This window comes from Thalassospira lucentensis MCCC 1A00383 = DSM 14000 (assembly GCF_000421265.1).
Taxonomy (GTDB): Bacteria; Pseudomonadota; Alphaproteobacteria; order Rhodospirillales; family Thalassospiraceae; genus Thalassospira; species Thalassospira lucentensis.
Map to the genome: position 1 here is coordinate 144,294 of NZ_ATWN01000004.1, position 16,283 is coordinate 160,576.

Annotated in this window: 13 protein-coding genes; 5 read left to right on the forward strand and 8 right to left on the reverse strand. The window is 54.4% G+C overall.

Annotation, left to right across the window (positions count from 1 at the left end; all coding sequences use genetic code 11):
• Positions 1 to 6 precede the first annotated feature (6 nt).
• The 3 genes from K355_RS0109805 to K355_RS0109820 all read right to left on the reverse strand — a co-directional run bounded on the left by K355_RS0109805 (position 7) and on the right by K355_RS0109820 (position 3,667).
• Entirely contained in the window at positions 7 to 1,140 is a 1,134-nt protein-coding gene (locus K355_RS0109805; protein WP_022731958.1) for an ABC transporter ATP-binding protein, read from the reverse strand.
• A complete protein-coding gene (locus K355_RS0109810; protein ID WP_022731959.1) occupies positions 1,137 to 1,922 on the reverse strand; it encodes a DeoR/GlpR family DNA-binding transcription regulator in 786 nt (261 codons plus the stop codon). The genes K355_RS0109805 and K355_RS0109810 overlap by 4 nt, the downstream gene beginning before the upstream one ends.
• Before the next feature lie 293 nt (positions 1,923 to 2,215).
• Positions 2,216 to 3,667 (reverse strand): amidase, encoded by a 1,452-nt coding sequence (locus tag K355_RS0109820; protein WP_022731961.1) that lies wholly within the window; start codon positions 3,665 to 3,667, stop codon positions 2,216 to 2,218.
• Positions 3,668 to 3,773: 106 nt separating this feature from the next.
• On the opposite strand from K355_RS0109820, the gene K355_RS0109825 reads away from it, so the two are divergent.
• A complete protein-coding gene (locus K355_RS0109825) occupies positions 3,774 to 4,361 on the forward strand; it encodes a TetR/AcrR family transcriptional regulator (RefSeq protein ID WP_022731962.1) in 588 nt (195 codons plus the stop codon).
• A 79-nt stretch (positions 4,362 to 4,440) separates the two neighbouring features.
• Here K355_RS0109825 and K355_RS0109830 read toward each other — a convergent pair whose 3' ends face one another.
• Positions 4,441 to 5,439 carry an NAD(P)/FAD-dependent oxidoreductase gene (locus K355_RS0109830; protein WP_022731963.1) on the reverse strand — a complete coding sequence of 333 codons (999 nt, stop codon included), beginning with the start codon at positions 5,437 to 5,439 and terminating at the stop codon, positions 4,441 to 4,443.
• 250 nt (positions 5,440 to 5,689) lie between these two features.
• Positions 5,690 to 6,274: an LOG family protein gene (locus tag K355_RS0109835; RefSeq protein WP_022731964.1), complete on the reverse strand. Its 585-nt coding sequence runs from the start codon at positions 6,272 to 6,274 to the stop codon at positions 5,690 to 5,692.
• Between the two features lie 402 nt (positions 6,275 to 6,676).
• Here K355_RS0109835 and K355_RS0109840 point away from each other — a divergent pair, with 402 nt between their 5' ends.
• From K355_RS0109840 to pssA, 4 genes are all read left to right on the forward strand, one after another.
• A complete protein-coding gene (locus K355_RS0109840; RefSeq protein ID WP_022731965.1) occupies positions 6,677 to 7,669 on the forward strand; it encodes a hypothetical protein in 993 nt (330 codons plus the stop codon).
• 209 nt (positions 7,670 to 7,878) lie between these two features.
• Positions 7,879 to 9,051, forward strand: a complete 1,173-nt coding sequence (locus K355_RS0109845) for an Ig-like domain-containing protein (protein WP_022731966.1) — start codon at positions 7,879 to 7,881, stop codon at positions 9,049 to 9,051.
• A 150-nt stretch (positions 9,052 to 9,201) separates the two neighbouring features.
• Positions 9,202 to 9,927, forward strand: a complete 726-nt coding sequence (locus K355_RS0109850; protein ID WP_051145968.1) for a phosphatidylserine decarboxylase — start codon at positions 9,202 to 9,204, stop codon at positions 9,925 to 9,927.
• On the forward strand, positions 9,927 to 10,787 hold the full coding sequence (gene pssA, locus K355_RS0109855; protein ID WP_022731968.1) for a CDP-diacylglycerol--serine O-phosphatidyltransferase: 861 nt from the start codon (positions 9,927 to 9,929) through the stop codon (positions 10,785 to 10,787). Before K355_RS0109850 ends, pssA begins: the two co-directional genes overlap by 1 nt.
• Before the next feature lie 95 nt (positions 10,788 to 10,882).
• Here the strand turns inward: pssA and K355_RS23685 are convergent, their stop codons facing one another.
• From K355_RS23685 to K355_RS23695, 3 genes are all read right to left on the reverse strand, one after another.
• Positions 10,883 to 11,788, reverse strand: coding sequence for a TIGR02285 family protein (locus K355_RS23685; RefSeq protein WP_022731969.1), 906 nt, complete (start codon positions 11,786 to 11,788; stop codon positions 10,883 to 10,885).
• A gap of 142 nt (positions 11,789 to 11,930) precedes the next feature.
• Positions 11,931 to 12,818, reverse strand: a complete 888-nt coding sequence (locus K355_RS23690; protein ID WP_022731970.1) for a hypothetical protein — start codon at positions 12,816 to 12,818, stop codon at positions 11,931 to 11,933.
• A gap of 246 nt (positions 12,819 to 13,064) precedes the next feature.
• On the reverse strand, positions 13,065 to 16,259 hold the full coding sequence (locus tag K355_RS23695) for an efflux RND transporter permease subunit (protein ID WP_033368803.1): 3,195 nt from the start codon (positions 16,257 to 16,259) through the stop codon (positions 13,065 to 13,067).
• Between the last annotated feature and the right edge of the window lie 24 nt (positions 16,260 to 16,283).

The following is a 16,283-nucleotide window of genomic DNA, read 5'->3' on the forward strand; positions in this document are numbered from 1 at the left end:
TCCCTGTTAGAGTGTCGAAACTGTCGAAGGTGAAGTTTGAAATTCTGTCGTCTGTGATGTTTCCTGCGCTGCTATATCGGTCGTCGCCTGTGCATGACGAAGACCGGTTTCGCGATCAAACCAGTGGGCCGCAGCACGCACCCAGCTGAGCGAGACTTCCGTCCCGGGCGAAATGTGAACACGTCCCGGAAGGCGGGCGGTGGCCCCATCCGTTCCGGCGATCGCGACATAAACAAATGTTTCCGCACCCAAAAATTCACTGCCCGTGACGGTGGCGGAAATACCCCATGCCTCACTCGCCGGATCGGTTGAAAGGTTGAGGTCCTCGGGGCGGATACCAAACGTGAGGTCCTTGGGGGGAAAGCCACTTGGCAAAACGTCATTTGGCAACGCCGTGGCAGGCAAAAGTGCCATCGGCGGGCTGCCGACAAATCCGGCGGCAAAGGCGGTTGCGGGCTGAAGATAAAGCTCTGCCGGGTCGCCTGCCTGCTCAATACGGCCATCCTTCATCAGGATAACGATGTCGGCCATGCTCATGGCTTCGGTTTGGTCATGGGTGACATAGACCACCGTAATGCCAAGGCGCTGTTGCAAATCGCGGATGTCCTTGCGCACGGCATGGCGCAATTTGGCATCAAGGTTGGAAAGTGGCTCATCCATCAGACACAGCGGATGGCCCGCGACAATGGCGCGCGCAAGGGCAACACGTTGACGCTGCCCACCCGACAGCTCCGACGGTTTGCGGTCTTCACATCCTTCAAGGCCGGTCACACTCAGGGCCTCGGCAAGGCGGGTTTTGATTTCCTCCTTGTCGGTTTTACGTACCTTCAGGCCAAAGATGATGTTTTCAGCAACGCTTAAATGCGGAAACAGCGCATAGGATTGAAACACCATGGATAATCCGCGCTTGGACGGCGGGGTATTGGTGACATCCTTGCCATCAATCCGGATCAAACCCTGATCGGCTGTTTCAAGCCCGGCAATCAGACGCAGGGTGGTTGACTTGCCACATCCCGACGGGCCCAGCAGAACGACAAAACTGCCGCGTGGAATATCAATGGAAAGATCATGCACCCCGTTGCCGCCGTTAAAAACGCGCGATACGGAATGGATCTCGATAAAGGGGGATTGGGCCGTCATTTCAGAACTTCGCTTTTTGCAAGTTGAAGGCGCACACGGACGTCCTGGCGTTCAAACAAGGGATTGAAAGGTCCGCCGGGAATGCGGTCGATAACCACAACATCCGGGTCGGTGATGTGCCCGCCCTTGGCCGGGGCCGGGCGACCGAATTTCGATTGATCGGCAACCAGAATGGAATTGCGGCAATTCTCGGCAATGGCTTGGCGTAAAGACACTTCGCGATGGTCAAAATCGGTCAAGGTGCCATCGGGTTCGATCCCGCCGACGCCAAACAGGCCGTAATCGACCTTGTAATTGTGAAACATTGCCTCGGCTTCGGGGCTGATGATGTCACGGTCGGGCAGGCGCAATGTGCCGCCGGGCACCACAATCCGGTTACCGGTATTGTTGCCCAGCGCCATGGCGGCATTCATATTGTTGGTGATCACCGTCAGATGGCGATGATTGACCAAATTCAACGCGACAAGTTCCAGTGTGCTGCCAATCCCGATCAGGATCGACGCCCCATCGGGGATCAGGTTGGCGACATGCAGGGAGATGGCGTGTTTGGGCGCAATATTGGTGACCTGACGACTTTCATACGACAGGTTCATGCCCGGTTCCCCGGCATATTCCACCCCGCCGTGACGCCGCCGGACAAGGTTGGAATCATTAAGGATATTAACGTCGCGTCGCACAGTTTGCGGCGTTACATCAAAATGATCGGCCAGCGCATCGATGGAGGCAAATCCATCGCGCCGCAGGATGTCGATAATGTCACGCTGTCGCGTTGATATATTCATTTGATCGTTCAATTTGTTGTTTTGAACATGAAAACGATCATACGCGGCTTCGTTGTCACTAAGATTTCAGAAGCATGACATTCAGATGAATGTTGGTCCGGGTGGTGAAAGTCGCAGAAAACCTTGCTTTGGCGGTGGATGTTTTTCCGAATGCTGCTGAAAATACCGCTCAAAAGGGCTGTTTTGTGACAAAAAATGCCGCCCCAAGGCGCGGGGCGGCAGATGTCAGATGGGTAGATGACGGGGCGAGTTTGGCCATCAACCCAGTAGTGGCGCACGTAATGTGACCTTGGTTATTTCCCTGCCCAGATTTCTGGTTTCCGTTCGGTCCAGGGGGCCGCCCGTTCCAGCTGTCCAGCCAATTCAAACAGAGTTGTTTCATCACCAAAGGGGGCGGTGAACATAGAGCCGACCGGAAGATGGCTATGGTTGTCTTGTGCCAGTGGTACCGACATCGACGGAACACCGGTCACATTGGCAAGGGCAGTATAGGGCGACTGGTCAAACACATGGGAAATCCAGCCATGCCCGTCGCATTCGCTCTGGATATTGTTATATTCACCTATGCGCAGAGGCAAGGTTGGCAGGGTCGGCGTCAGAAGCAGGTCATACTTCTGAAAATAGGCACCGACTGCGCGTGTCACAGTGTTGCGCAGGCCAAGGGCTTCGACCATATCGGTACCGCTGACTGTTTTGCCATGGTGATAGACCGCAAGACTTGCTGGTTCAAGATACGCATCCGAAATGTCGCGACCGGTAAGCGATGCGATCAGATCAATCCATGCTGCCGTATTGACGTTCCATATGCGTGCATTGGCTGTGACGAAGGCCTGCCAGCTGATGCCGGGATCAAGGGGGGCATGCTCAACATCATGACCAAGGTCGGCGCAAAGTTTCATCGTATCTTCGAAAGCCTTGCGGATTTCGGGGGCAACATTACCACCGTTAAGCGGTGCCATCATCGCCCCGATCCGTAGTTTGCGGGGGTGGGTTGTGACCGATGCGGCAAAGCTCCGGTGTGGAGCTGCAATATAATAGGGCTCGCCAATTTGCGGGATACTGATGGCATCAAGCAAAATAGCACTGTCACGAACAGACCGGCTGACGCCAAGTTGGGTCACCATCCCGTTCCAGCCTTCGTCAATTGCCGGGCCGTTTGAGACCCGCCCACGTGTCGGCTTCATCCCAAATAGGCCGTTGACCGACGCCGGAACGCGGATGGAGCCGCCACCATCTGTTGCATGGGCCAGTGGGACCATGCCCGCCGCAACAGCAGCACCGGCACCACCGCTTGATCCGCCTGAATTGTAATCGGGGTTCCATGGATTGCGTGTCGGGCCATCAAAAACGGCTTCTGTTGTGGTGCTTATAGCAAGTTCCGGTGTTGTGGTGCGGCCGAGTGTAATCAGACCGGCCTTACGAAACAGCGTCATCAAATGGGAATCCGCATCCGCAATCATGCCTTGGGCAAGGCGGCTGCCTAGTTCACTTGGCTTGCCGATCATGCTGACGGCCAGATCCTTGATCAGAAACGGGACGCCCTTGAAAACGGTGCCGGGATCTTGTGATGAGCTGCCCGCTTCGGCCGCTCTCCAGTGATTGTTCACTGCATTGATTTTGTCGTTGGTTGCGATGATTGCCCGCGTGGCGGCATCTGCGACCTCAGGGGCGGAAACATCGCCCTTGTTGATCAGTTCGGCCAGCCCGGCGCCGTCATAAGAAACATAATCCCGCAATTCCATCATTGCTCGTCATCCTTTGTTCTGGATAAAATGGGAGATACATTGATGCATCAATGATACGTTGATGTATCAATGATGCATTCGAGTATCATGTCAAGGGATTCTTCGCGTGGACCAGCAACCGATGTTCAAAACAGCCGCCCGTATTTCCCTGCGCGAGCGGATCACACAGGCGGCTTTCGAATTGTTCGAACAAAATGGAATCAACCATGTGACGCTTGAAAACATTGCCGTTCATGCGGGTACGACGCGTATGGGCGTTTATCGTCATTTCACGACCAAAGATGATTTGGTCGAACTTTGGGTAACAACCTGGATTAACAGTTACCGTGCTGTTCTGGATGGTCTCGAAGCCGATTATCCCGACGATGCTAATGCACAGCTCAGAGGCTGGATTGATTATGTGGTAAATTCACTCACCGACATTTCGCATCGCGGCTGTAACTTCATCAACACCATAGCTGAGATTCCCGACCCGGAACACCCGATCCGTGGTGCAATCGAAACCCACAAACGCACCCAGTCGCACCGGATGCTGGAACTGTGCCGCAAGGCTGGTTTGGCTGAACCAGACCTTGCTGCGGCTGAGTTCAATTTCCTGCTAGAAGGGGCGCAGGTTGCCGTCCAGATCGGTAGCAACGACGATGTCGACAAATATGTTAAACGCATTGCCGAGCGCATTCTTGATAACCGCTAGCGGAATGTGCTTGGAAAAATGTGACGGGCCCCAAAAAACATTGCGTGGCCCGTCGCATTGAGTGGTTTCGAAAACGCGGTCAGCCAAAAATCAGTGATTGATGCACTCCGACCCCGGCCATGACACCTGCTGCTGAGGCCAGTGTCGCATTATGGCGGGCGGTGGCGGCGTCACCAGCGGCGAAGATGCCCGGAACGCTGGTTTCCTGCGAACTGTCGACGGTAATAAACGGGCCTTGGGGTCCGTCGTCAAAGGCACAGCCCAGCATTTCCACCACGGGTGACGGCATGGTGACTTTCGGCCCGGTAAAGATCGCCGTCATTGGCAAAATACGGCCGTCGGCCAAACGCACCGCATCAAGGGACGGGGCGGTGCCCAGAAGTTCAACCACCGGACTGTTTTCAACCACAATACCGCGCTGGATCATTGCGGCCTGTGTCTCGGCATCAGGAAGATAGATGCCTTGGGTAAAATAGGTGGTTGGTCCCCAGTCGGGCAGCATCATTGCCTGATGGCTTGAATGGGACATGGTGGCGATGACGCCGATCTGCTCATCGCGCACTTCATAGCCGTGGCAATAGGGACAATGTAAAACCGTAGTTCCCCAACGGTCCGTCATGCCGGGAATATCGGGCAGGATATCGCGGACACCGGTTGCCAGAAGGATGCGCCGTGCGGTGATGACGTCGCGGTCGTTGATTGTGATGTCAAACCGCATATCCCCGTCATCCGTTCCGGCGGTGGACCGGGCACTGGATTTGGCACTCGGGCTGGCATGACTTACCCACCCGTCGCGGACGGTCACGGTTGGATAGGCCCGAAGTTGCGACATGGCGATATCGCGAATGTCCATGGGGTTTTTACCATCCAGACCAAAGAAACCGTGTGAGGTGGCGGCAAACCGATTGCGTGGTTGGCCCGCATCAATCACGCAAATCTTGCGCCGTGCACGGGCAAGCTGCATTGCCGCTGAAAGTCCGGCAAAACTACCGCCGATGATGGCAACATCAAAGGGCGGGGTATCGGGTGACGCGTTGGCATTTGCATTGGTGGCGGTGGCGGCGATGTGGTCGGTCATGGTTGGGGTCCTGCCTGTTTGAATGACACGCGATGGTATTGTTCATGTAACTTTATAAGTATCATGACGGATCGATGTCAATTATCTTGTAACTTTTAGTGTTACAGAAAGGCTGGAAAATGCGCCAAACAGGAGGAGGCAAAAGAAAACCGCCCTTGTGACAGGGCGGTTTGTCGACGTCGTCATGGCCTTAAAAGGCCCTGCGACATTGGGATGTCATGCTTGATTTAGCGGTGTGGCACGTCGAAAATCAGAACAGCTTTTCGCGCGGATCGAATTTCGGGGCCGGTTCGGCGGCAAGTTGCTCAAAGATTTCGTCGAGCGTATCGGCCACCGTAAACAGGTTCTTGTGGCTTTCACGTGCAAAGCCATCGGCAATGATGCCGTCAATCATCGCAAGGCACTTGTCCCAATACCCAAGGGCGTTGAAAAACACCATTGGAGTGTCATGAATGCCAAGCTGGCGCAGCGTCATGGCTTCAAACGCTTCGTCAAGGCTGCCCAATCCACCGGCAAGGGTGACAAACGCGTCCGAGCGCTTGAACATTTCGACTTTGCGTTCATGCATGGATTTGCACACAATCAATTCCGAAAGTCCGGTATGCCCGACTTCGATGTCATCAAGATGTGCCGGGATGATCCCGACAACCTTACCGCCATTTTTCATAACAGCATCGGCAACGGCCCCCATCAGGCCAATGCGCCCGCCGCCATAGATCAGCGTGATGCCGCGTTCGGCCATCATCTTGCCAAACGCAATGGCGTTTTCCATATGGCGGGGGTCTTTGCCGTCCGAAGCACCGCAGAAGACACAGATTGATTTTACATTTGTCATGGCGACCTGCCTTTTGTTTCTTGTTTCGCAGGTAGCGGGACGGCACCGGGATGTGCCGGGTATCCGCCCCGTACGGGGGCTGTACGCGACGTAACTTCGTGCGTACATTGGTGACCATAGCCGATGACAGGCAGGCAGGGCCAAGATTTTCCGTGCCGCAGTATATTAAATCTGGGTTCTGACCCTAAATGACGCGCGACTGCCGCAATTTGGTTGCTTTTGCCTGCACGATAGGAGACCTGAAACGCGCGCATCGGAATTTCGGCCGTACTGTCAGATTAATCGGCAAAGTTTCGCGCGATGGTTAACAAGTTCTGAACCTGATTGTGGGAAGGGTAGTTCCGTGCGAGCTCCTTCTCGCATCACATAATATCAAACGAAAAGAAGGCAGGATCGCCCAACGTGTTTGTCGACAATCCTTTTTGGCTGGCCATTTTGGTGTCAGCCGTCATTGCCGCTGTATTGATGCTGGCCTTATGGCTTGGTCTGGACCGTGCGATTGCGCGGCGTATTGTGCTGGGCGCGGTTATTCCCGCTGTTGCGGTGGCGGTCCCTGCGGCCATCGGGCTGCCTGAAACCGCACGCGGCGGTATTGGTGCGGCCTTGCTGATGCTGGTTCTGGGCGGGGTTTGCGGCGCGATCCTTGATTTTTCAAAGATTTCCGAACGTATTTGTCTGGGGATCGCGGCGGTTTTACTGCTGCTTGGGGCGTGGATGGTGTTGGCCGCCCCAATAAGCGGGCTTGCCTATCACCCGACATCGATCAAGGTTCTGGCGTGGCTTGCCTATGTGATTGTCGGTGGATGCTTCCTGTGGGTAACGCGGCCCGACTTTTCACAAGACGATATCGCCGATGCCCCGAAAGGAAAGAAAACCAAGACCCGTTCCACCAAATCGACCAAAACGGTCAAGGCTGGCAAAGCCGCGTCTTCTGTCAGTGACGGTGATGTTGCCGGTTTTGCAACACCGGGACCGGTTGCGGTATTGATGACCCTGTCACTGGGGCAGGGCATCATTGCCGATCAGTTTGGCTTAAACGATTTTGTTGTGTTTCAGGCCGCATTGACCGTGGCCTTGCTGGTGGCGTTGGTATCGGAAAAGGCTGCACCACAATATCGCGCGGCAGTTTGGCTGGCGGTGGTATGTGCGCTGATGGCCAGTGCGACCGGCGTTATGATCTTGATGCCCGCGTCGTGCTTTGCGGTGGCTGTCTTGTTGCTGGTGGTCTCTGCCGGTCCGGCGGCGGCCCGGATTTCAGTCATTTTACCACAAGATAATCCGGCACAAACGGCACTGCTTGGTGCGGTGATCCGCGTCGGGGTTTTGGGGTTGCCCTTGGTGATGGCGGCATTGGTGGCTTATGTCGGGGCAATGATGCGCGTCAGTGCGTATTAGGAAAACAGCAAACAGACTGATTCTATTCATCTTTACCTAACGGTTGCAAGATATCGTAAGTTCGTTACGGTATGGAAACCGAGGGACGAAAGTAGTACAAGTCTCTACTTCACGCGTCCAAGGCGGTTGTTTGGGGGGAATATGACAAGCAAATTCAAAGCATTGGTCGCGTCCGTAAATAACATAAACATCGTTCAAGGATATTTCCGGTGAAACGACCCTATATCCTCGTCATTATCGGCGTTGTACTGATCCTGGCCGCGATTGTGCTCAACTACATGTTGACGCAAACCGCCGACGAAGATCTGGCGACGACCGCACCGCAAGCACCGCCAACGGTTTCAAGCACCGAAGAACCGACGCCCCCGGCAGAGCCATCTGACGGATCGGACCCTGTTGCGCCGAAAATCAAAAATCCAAGTTTTGATGTCGTGCGCATTGGCCCGGATGGCAATGCGGTGATTGCCGGTCGTGCGGAACCCAACAGCAAAGTCCGCATCCGCGAAGGCGAAGAAGTCATTGGCGAAGCAACGGCCGATGAACGTGGCGAATGGGTTGTCCTGCCGGGTAAGCCGCTGACAAGCGGTGACCGTGAACTTTCGCTTGAAGCCGAAGACGACACCGGAACCGTCAGCAAGGCCGACGACAAGATCGTTGTCCTGATCCCGGATGAAGCGCCAAAGAAAAATGAGGCTGCTGAACCGACGGATGCACCGGTGCCGGCCACTGACATGGCGACCGCGGATAGCAGCGACACTAAAGATACCGGCGACGCTGCCGATACCAGTGCAGATAAAAAAGATCAGCCGATCATTGCCCTGAAAGTCCCGAATGAAGGCGGTGCTGTCACCGTGATGCAGGGACCGGCAGCCGAAAAAGCCGCTGAACCCAAACAAGACAGCAAAGACGCGGCTGAAAAAATGCCGCGCCTGTCGATTGGGGTTGTTGATTATGACACCGAAGGCCGCGTTGCGATGTCGGGCAATGCCGACATGGACCATGACGTTCAGGTATATCTTGATAACAAGCTTGTCGGGACCGCACCGGCCGATGAAAGCGGCAATTGGTCGCTAACTATTGGTGAGCCGATTGAACCGGGCAATTACACCATGCGTGCCGATCAGCTTGATCCGGCGGGCAAGGTGACCGCACGTGTTGAAATTCCGTTTGAACGGGCCCGCCCGGAAGAAATTCTTGAGCCGGGATCGCGTTATGTGGTTCAGCCGGGCAACAGCCTGTGGCGGATCGCGCGCAGCACCTATGGCGAAGGGCTGAAATACTGGGTTATCTATGCGCAGAATCGCAAACAGATCCGCGATCCTGACCTGATTTACCCGGGGCAGATTTTCGCCCTGCCGACCACGGAAAATGCAGCGGAGTAACAGCTGTTCTTTGCGAGGGGCAAAACACATGATAAGTGTGTTTTGCCCTTTTCTTTTTGAAAAGAAGAACAGTTTTGTCCGGGTTGCGTTGCCCTGTATCATCACTAGATGCTAAGAACGCGCCCGAACGGTACCAATCGTACCAATTTGATGTGCCCAACCCATGGCAACCAGGGAATTAAGACTTTGAAATCCGTTCTTGTGCCGATCAATCCAGAAGGCTGGAAATTCGTTGCGATCTTCGCGGCGATCACTGTGATCCTGTTTTTGATCGCCGAACCACTGGGGTGGGCCGGTGTGATCCTGACGCTGTGGTGCGCGTATTTCTTCCGCGACCCGGATCGTATTACCCCGACCGACGAAAACCTTGTCATTTCCCCGGCAGATGGCCGCGTATGCATGATCTCGCAGGCGCCACTGCCCAAGGAACTTGAACTTGATGACAAAACGCCGCGCACGCGCGTTTCGATCTTCATGAATGTGTTCAATGTTCACGTTAACCGCTGCCCGATCAATGGCGAAGTGGTGGGCGAGGCCTATGTGCCCGGAAAGTTTGTGAATGCCGAACTTGATAAGGCATCAGACAACAACGAACGTCAGATCCTGCTTGTCCGTGACAAGGAAGGCCGCGAGTTTGGTGTTGTCCAGATTGCCGGTCTGGTGGCACGCCGCATCCTGTGTGACGTTGGCACCGGATCGCAGCTTAAGGCCGGTGAACGTTTCGGCCTGATCCGGTTTGGTTCGCGCGTTGATGTCTATCTGCCCGAAGGTGTCTCGCCGAACGTGATTGTCGGTCAGACCATGATTGCCGGTGAAACCATCCTTGCCGATGTGTTGGTCAAGGGTAAGGAAGCCGCCATCGGGGAGATCCGTTAATGGCTGGCGGCATCCGACCGATCAACCGTCCGCGCAGGTTCAAGGCCCTGTCCTTGACCCGCCTTGTGCCCAATGTCGCAACCCTGATGGGGATGTGCACGGGCCTGACGTCGATCCGCTTTGCCATGCAGGATCGCTGGGAAGCCGCGGTTGCCGCCATTCTGATTGCCGGGATCATTGATGGTCTTGATGGCCGTCTGGCCCGTATGCTGAACGCCTCAAGCCGCTTTGGCGCCGAACTCGATAGTCTTTCGGACTTTGTCTGCTTTGGCGTCGCACCTGCGATGATGCTGTATTTCTGGTCGCTGCATGAATTGGGGCCAATCGGTTGGGCCTTGTCGCTTTTGTTTGCGGTCTGCATGTCGTTGCGTCTGGCGCGGTTTAACACCCAGATGCTGGGCGAACCGGAAATGCCGACATGGGCCTACCGCTTTTTTACCGGGGTTCCGGCCCCGGCGGCGGCCGCCCTTGCAATGTGGCCGATTGTCCTGACCCTGCAGTTTGGCGAAGGCATTTTTGACAGCCCCTATATCGTTGCACCTTATGGTGTTTTGATTGCCTGTCTGATGGTGTCGCGTTTGCCGACCTATTCATTTAAAAAGGTCAAAATCCCGCGTGCATGGGTCTTGCCCTTGATGCTGGCATTTGGGGCGTCGGTGGCGTTTCTGGTGTCCTCACCGTGGCTGACACTGTCGGCGATTGCGGCGATTTATTTGATCAGCATGCCGCTGTCTTATCGGTCCTACCGCCGTATGGGCGTTGAAAATCAGCACGAGATGGACAAGGCAGACGAAGAAGACGATGACGGGGAATCTGACGAAGACCCCGAAGAGGGACTTAATCGCGTTCATCAGAACTGACTTTAATATGTGGTGATCTGTTACGCAAAAGCCGGCATCACGTGCCGGCTTTTTTGTGTTTGCAGTCATGTCCGCGTGTGACACGGCAAGACCGGTTACTCTGTGATGTCGTCTTTGTGCGCCTGCCAGAAACGGACTTCACGGGCATACCGTTTGCGGTCGGACTGCGACAGTGACGCGGTATAGAATGTGACCCACGGCATTTCGGGGTGTTCAACAACCAGTGCATTGATGTCATTGACGACCGCGTGCCCGGTCTGGGTTTTAGTGCAGGCAATCGATGCTGGAATAACATGATCATTCCCCGCAATCGGCCAGGTGGTAAAGCGGGTGTCGGGTGTTTTTTGACGCCGGTGATATTCAAGCTCGGCCGGGAAATAGAGCGTCCAGTCAATGCGATCCAATGTGATCATCGGGAGAAACTGCTCATCCGTTCCGATGACGGTCATGGTCGGATTGCCCGAAAACGATTTAAGGATCGGGTCAACGACCGCGCCATAGGACCGTTGGGCGCGAATGGCACCATTGAGTTTCCCGCTTTTGATCAGGCGCACCAGATCAACATGGTCGTCATCATCAAGATACGGCGTAAGGCGATCATCATTCTTTGTCTGTGTCACCAGACTGACGGGGAGATGGGGTAAAACGGCATCGGAAAAAATCAGGATCTGTTCGCGTTCCGGGGTCTTGTTCATGCCGATGTTGCAAAGCGTCCCGCCTTCGGTAAGCGACTGCATCAAGCGCGGAAGCGGCACGATTTCCTTTTTGTGACGATAGGCCGGCAGGCGATCAATAAACCAGTCAAGCGTATCGACCCCATAACCAACAATCTTGCCGTCTTTTTCGACCATCGCCGGGGGCAATGGCGTCAGGGTCCAGACAATTTCATTGACGGGCTGGGCCAGCACCGGAGTAATAAATGCTGGTCCACATAATGCCGGGGCAAACAATCCCAGTGCCATCCATCGGGCGCGCTTAAGGCAGGAACGAAATAACAGCATCAACACCAAGCCGGTTGTTCATTAAAATCTATTCTACCCTTAGTAATAAGTGTACTGCAGATGGAATTTGCAAATTTTTTCTGATTTTAATCAGATGCTTGCTCAGATGAACGATCCAGCTTGAGGGGAAGTTGGACCAAGGTTAGAAAATGCTGGCACTGATAAATTGCTGGCGGGCCTGCTCAAACCATTCGCGGTCCTTGGTATTAAGCCATGCGGCGTAAAAGTCGGTCCAGGGCATGGTTGGGTTGGCATCAATAATCGCATTGATCCGCGCGATGACTGTGCGTCCCGCCGGTGTGTTGGCACAGCCAATCGTTGCTTCAAGCAAATTGGTGTTGCCTTCAATCGGTAATGCCATGATCGCCTGATCGGGGGCTGACTGGCGGCGGTAATATTCTGCTTCGGACGGGAAATACAGGCTCCAGTCGATCCGTTTTAACGCCAGCATCTTTAAAAGTTTGGTGTCATCGACAACTTCCATCACCTGATCGGAGGTGCGATAGCGTGCCAGATGGCTGTCAACCAGCCCGCCATAAGCGCGCTTAAGGCGCACCGCACCTTGAAAATGAACGTTCGACAGCAACTGCCACAAAAGAATGTGGCCCTGATCATTCATGAACGGTTTGTAACGATCAAAATCTTCTTGGCGGATAACAATCGAAATCGGCAGATGCAAAAGAACCGTTTTCGCAAAGACGATGAATTCGCGCCGATCCGGGGTCGGGATCAGGGTGGTGCTGCACCGGATGCCATCGGCCGTATTGCGCATTTCCGCAAGCAGGCGTGACAAAGGAATGTGCAGGACAGTGTGGTCGTAATCGGTCAAACGCTTCACGAACCAATTTTGGGTATCGGCGGCATAGCCTGTCAGGTTTGACTGATCGGTGATGAAGGCCGGCGCAAACGGGGGAACCGCCCATGTTAGCATTTCTTTTGCCAACGGCGCGGCAGGCCTTGCAAAGGCGCACATCACAAACGCACCAACAAACGCGATGCACCTCAGCCACTTTTTAACAGCTGTTTTCATTCGATCTTCCCACACGGACTATTCTTATGTGTCTTCTTCTTAGTGCTAAGGATAAGCCAGAAACCCTTATCAAAATATGTATGTAAGGCGATACGCATCTTAAAGAGGGGGCTGCTGTGGGGATAAACCGTTCGGGCAGTGTCGTGGGCCGTGATCCTAAAGATAACCAGCCCCCAAACGGGGAAGTTTGGGGGCTGGTCTAACCGCGCGGCGGGGTCGGGGGGGAAGTGTCGCGCGGCTATTGGGTTAACGTGAGGTCGCGGGTCTGATCTTTCCCATTACCTCGGACGTTTTTTGTCCAATCCATGGTTTAAGCCGCCTGAAACCACCGCCCATCTTGTGACGCATCATCAGCGCACAGGGAGTAAAGATCAGGGTCAAGACCGTGGCAAAGGCCAGACCAAACGCAATGGAGGTTGAAAGCTGCACCCACCATTGCGTGGAGGGCGCACCGATGCTGACGTCACGGGCGACGAAATCGATATTGATCTGAAGCACCATCGGCACCAGACCCAGAATGGTCGTCACCGTGGTCAGCATCACCGGACGCAAACGTTGCGCACCGGTCTGAAGAATGGCCGCCTCGATACTGCCAGCGGTATGTTTAAGCCGGTCAAACGTATCAATCAGAACGATGTTGTTGTTCACAACAATACCCGCCAGTGCCACCACCCCGATGCCATTCATCACGATGGAAAATGCCTGCCCGGTGATCATTAGGCCAACGAACACACCGGCTGTCGACATGACGATCGCAATCATGATCAGAAGCGAACTTGAGATGCTGTTAAACTGCGTCACCAGAATAATGAACATAATGAACAGCGCTACCGTAAAGGCATTCATCAGGAAGTCCGCCGATCTTTGCTGTTCTTCGTCCTGACCTTTGAATTCAATCGATACACGCGGATCAATATCAAGGTTGCTCATCCATGCCTTGACTTCACCAAGCTTGGTATCGACCAGAACACCATCGGCAACGTCGGCCTTAACCGTCAGCGCCCGGCGGCTGTCAACACGGGTCAGTGTACCGGTTTTAAGCTTCGGCGTGCGTTTGACAAAGTTCGCCAGCGGCACCAACCCCTTTTCGGTGGCAATCTGAAGGTTGTTAAGCTCATCAAGGGATCGATATTTGGCCGGGAACCGCCCGACAATGTCGATCTCCTCGGTGGAATCATCGGGGCGATAGGTCGAAAAATCGATCCCGTTGGTCACCAGTTTAATCACATTGCCAATCTGATTGATGTCGGCGCCAAATTTAAGCGCCTGTGCGCGATCAACGCTAAATTCCCAATCAATACCGGGTGGTGATTTACCATCCTCATAATTGTACATTCCGCCGATTTCCTGCAATCCGGCAATCAGTTTGCTGGCGGTTTCGTCAAGAAGCTCGGGATAGAACGACCGCAACTGGATCTGGATATCCTTGCCTTGCGGCGGGCCTGCTTCCTCGGCACGGACTTCGATCTGAATGCCCGCCAGATCGGCGGTTTCGGCCAAAATACGTTTTTCAATTTCGCTAGCTGTGGGGCGTGTTTGCCAATCGGCATATTCAAGTTGAACCACACCAATGACGTCTTCCGGGGCCTCGTTGCCGCCTGCACCGTTGCCTGAACGGGCATAGACCGTATCAAACCAGTTCTCACCTTCATGATGGGTATCAAGGGCCAGGATGCGGTCTTCAACTTCTTTAAGCAACGCATCCTGTTCGTAATAGGACATGTTGCCGCGCGCACGGACCTGAACAATGGCGACTTCCGGTTCAACTTCGGGGAAAAACTCAACCCCCTTGCCGAGGATACCAAATGATGCCCAAACAGAAGCAAGGATCACAAACGCCGCGGGCACCACGGCCCAGTAATAGCGAAGCGACCCGCGCAGCATGCGGATATAGAACCCGGTGCCACCTCTGACCTTATCAATGTCATCGGCATGGTCGGCGGCAATGGCTTGGAGGCTTTCATTCGAAGTTGCACCGGGTTTGCCAAACCATGCGCCAACGGTCGGTACAAAGATCAATGCCATGGCAAGCGATGCGGTCAGGGTAAACAGCACCGTAATCGGCAGGAACTTCATGAATTCGCCAACAACATCGGGCCAAAATGCCAGCGGCAGGAAGGCCGCAAGTGTCGTTGCCGTCGATGCAATGATCGGCATTGCCATGCGTTTGGCCGCCAGTGGATAGGCTTTGCTACGATGCAGGCCATCGATCATTTTACGATCGGCATATTCGGTGACAACAATTGCCCCGTCGACCAGCATCCCGACCGCCAAAATCAGGCTGAACAGCACGACCATATTAACCGTCATGCCGAGCGCCCACAGGACCAGAATAGCAGTCAGGAAAGATCCAGGGATCGCAAGACCTACCAGCAAGCCTGACCGCCAGCCAATGGACCAGATCACGACAACCATCACCAGCAGGATCGCCAAGATGACACTGTTTTGCAGGTCATTAAGCATCATTCGGATGTCAGATGATTTGTCCTGCGAATAATTGATGGTCAGGTTGGGCGGAAACGCTTGTTGTGCTTCGGCCGTGGTGGCCTTGATGGCATCAATCACCTCGATGATATTTTCACCAACGCGTTTGGAAACTTCAATTGCGATGGCGGGTTGACCATTGAGCCGGGCAAAGCTTTGGGCGTCTTTGAACGTCCGGCGAACTTCGCCGATATCGCGGAAACGAATGACGGAATCGCCATCGACAATCAACGGCATATCAAGGATGTCATTGACCGATTCAAACAGGCCGGGAACCTTGATGTTAAAGCGCCCCGTACCGGTATCAACCGCACCCGCAGCCACCAGCGCGTTCGAATTGCGCACAAGCGATACGATGTCGATGCCATTAAGCCGATAGGCCTCGATCTTCATCGGATCGATGATGAACTCAACCAGTTCTTCGCGGTCCCCTGCAAGATTGGCTTCAAGAACGGCAGGCAATCCTTCGATGGAATCTTTCAGGTCGCGCGCCATACGCAGCAATGCGCGTTCGGGCACATCCCCCGACAGGGTGACAACCAGAACCGGGAACAGCGACAGATTGATCTCGTGAACTTTGGGCTCGTCTGTTTCTGCGGGTAATTCGGATTTGGCGATATCAACCCGTTCGCGCACATCGGCAAGCGCTTCGTCGATATTAACATCGGAATAAAATTCAAGCGTGACAGACGCCCCGTCCTGATAGGACTGGGAACTCATTTCCTTCACACCTTCGATGCTGCGCAGTTCCTGTTCCATCGGACGCAGCAAAAGCCGTTCGGCATCTTCGGGCGATACGCCGTCATGATGCATGGTGACATATAAAACCGGGATCTGAACATCTGGATCGGCTTCTTTGGGGATGGTGTTATAGCCAATCCAACCGGTCGCCAGCAACAGGATCAGAACCAGAATAACAGTGCGTGATCTGTGTAATGCGTGATCAATCAGGGACATTTTCATTGCTCCTCATGTCCACGC

What these genes read in the sequence shown, in the direction of transcription:
- K355_RS0109850 (WP_051145968.1), top strand. Translation starts at nt 9,202, where the DNA reads ATGTGCCCAACCCATGGCAACCAGGGAATTAAGACTTTGAAATCCGTT.
- K355_RS0109805 (WP_022731958.1), bottom strand. Translation starts at nt 1,140, where the DNA reads ATGACGGCCCAATCCCCCTTTATCGAGATCCATTCCGTATCGCGCGTT.
- K355_RS23695 (WP_033368803.1), bottom strand. Translation starts at nt 16,259, where the DNA reads ATGTCCCTGATTGATCACGCATTACACAGATCACGCACTGTTATTCTG.
- K355_RS0109810 (WP_022731959.1), bottom strand. Translation starts at nt 1,922, where the DNA reads ATGAATATATCAACGCGACAGCGTGACATTATCGACATCCTGCGGCGC.
- pssA (WP_022731968.1), top strand. Translation starts at nt 9,927, where the DNA reads ATGGCTGGCGGCATCCGACCGATCAACCGTCCGCGCAGGTTCAAGGCC.
- K355_RS0109835 (WP_022731964.1), bottom strand. Translation starts at nt 6,274, where the DNA reads ATGACAAATGTAAAATCAATCTGTGTCTTCTGCGGTGCTTCGGACGGC.
- K355_RS23685 (WP_022731969.1), bottom strand. Translation starts at nt 11,788, where the DNA reads ATGCTGTTATTTCGTTCCTGCCTTAAGCGCGCCCGATGGATGGCACTG.
- K355_RS0109830 (WP_022731963.1), bottom strand. Translation starts at nt 5,439, where the DNA reads ATGACCGACCACATCGCCGCCACCGCCACCAATGCAAATGCCAACGCG.
- K355_RS23690 (WP_022731970.1), bottom strand. Translation starts at nt 12,818, where the DNA reads ATGAAAACAGCTGTTAAAAAGTGGCTGAGGTGCATCGCGTTTGTTGGT.
- K355_RS0109820 (WP_022731961.1), bottom strand. Translation starts at nt 3,667, where the DNA reads ATGATGGAATTGCGGGATTATGTTTCTTATGACGGCGCCGGGCTGGCC.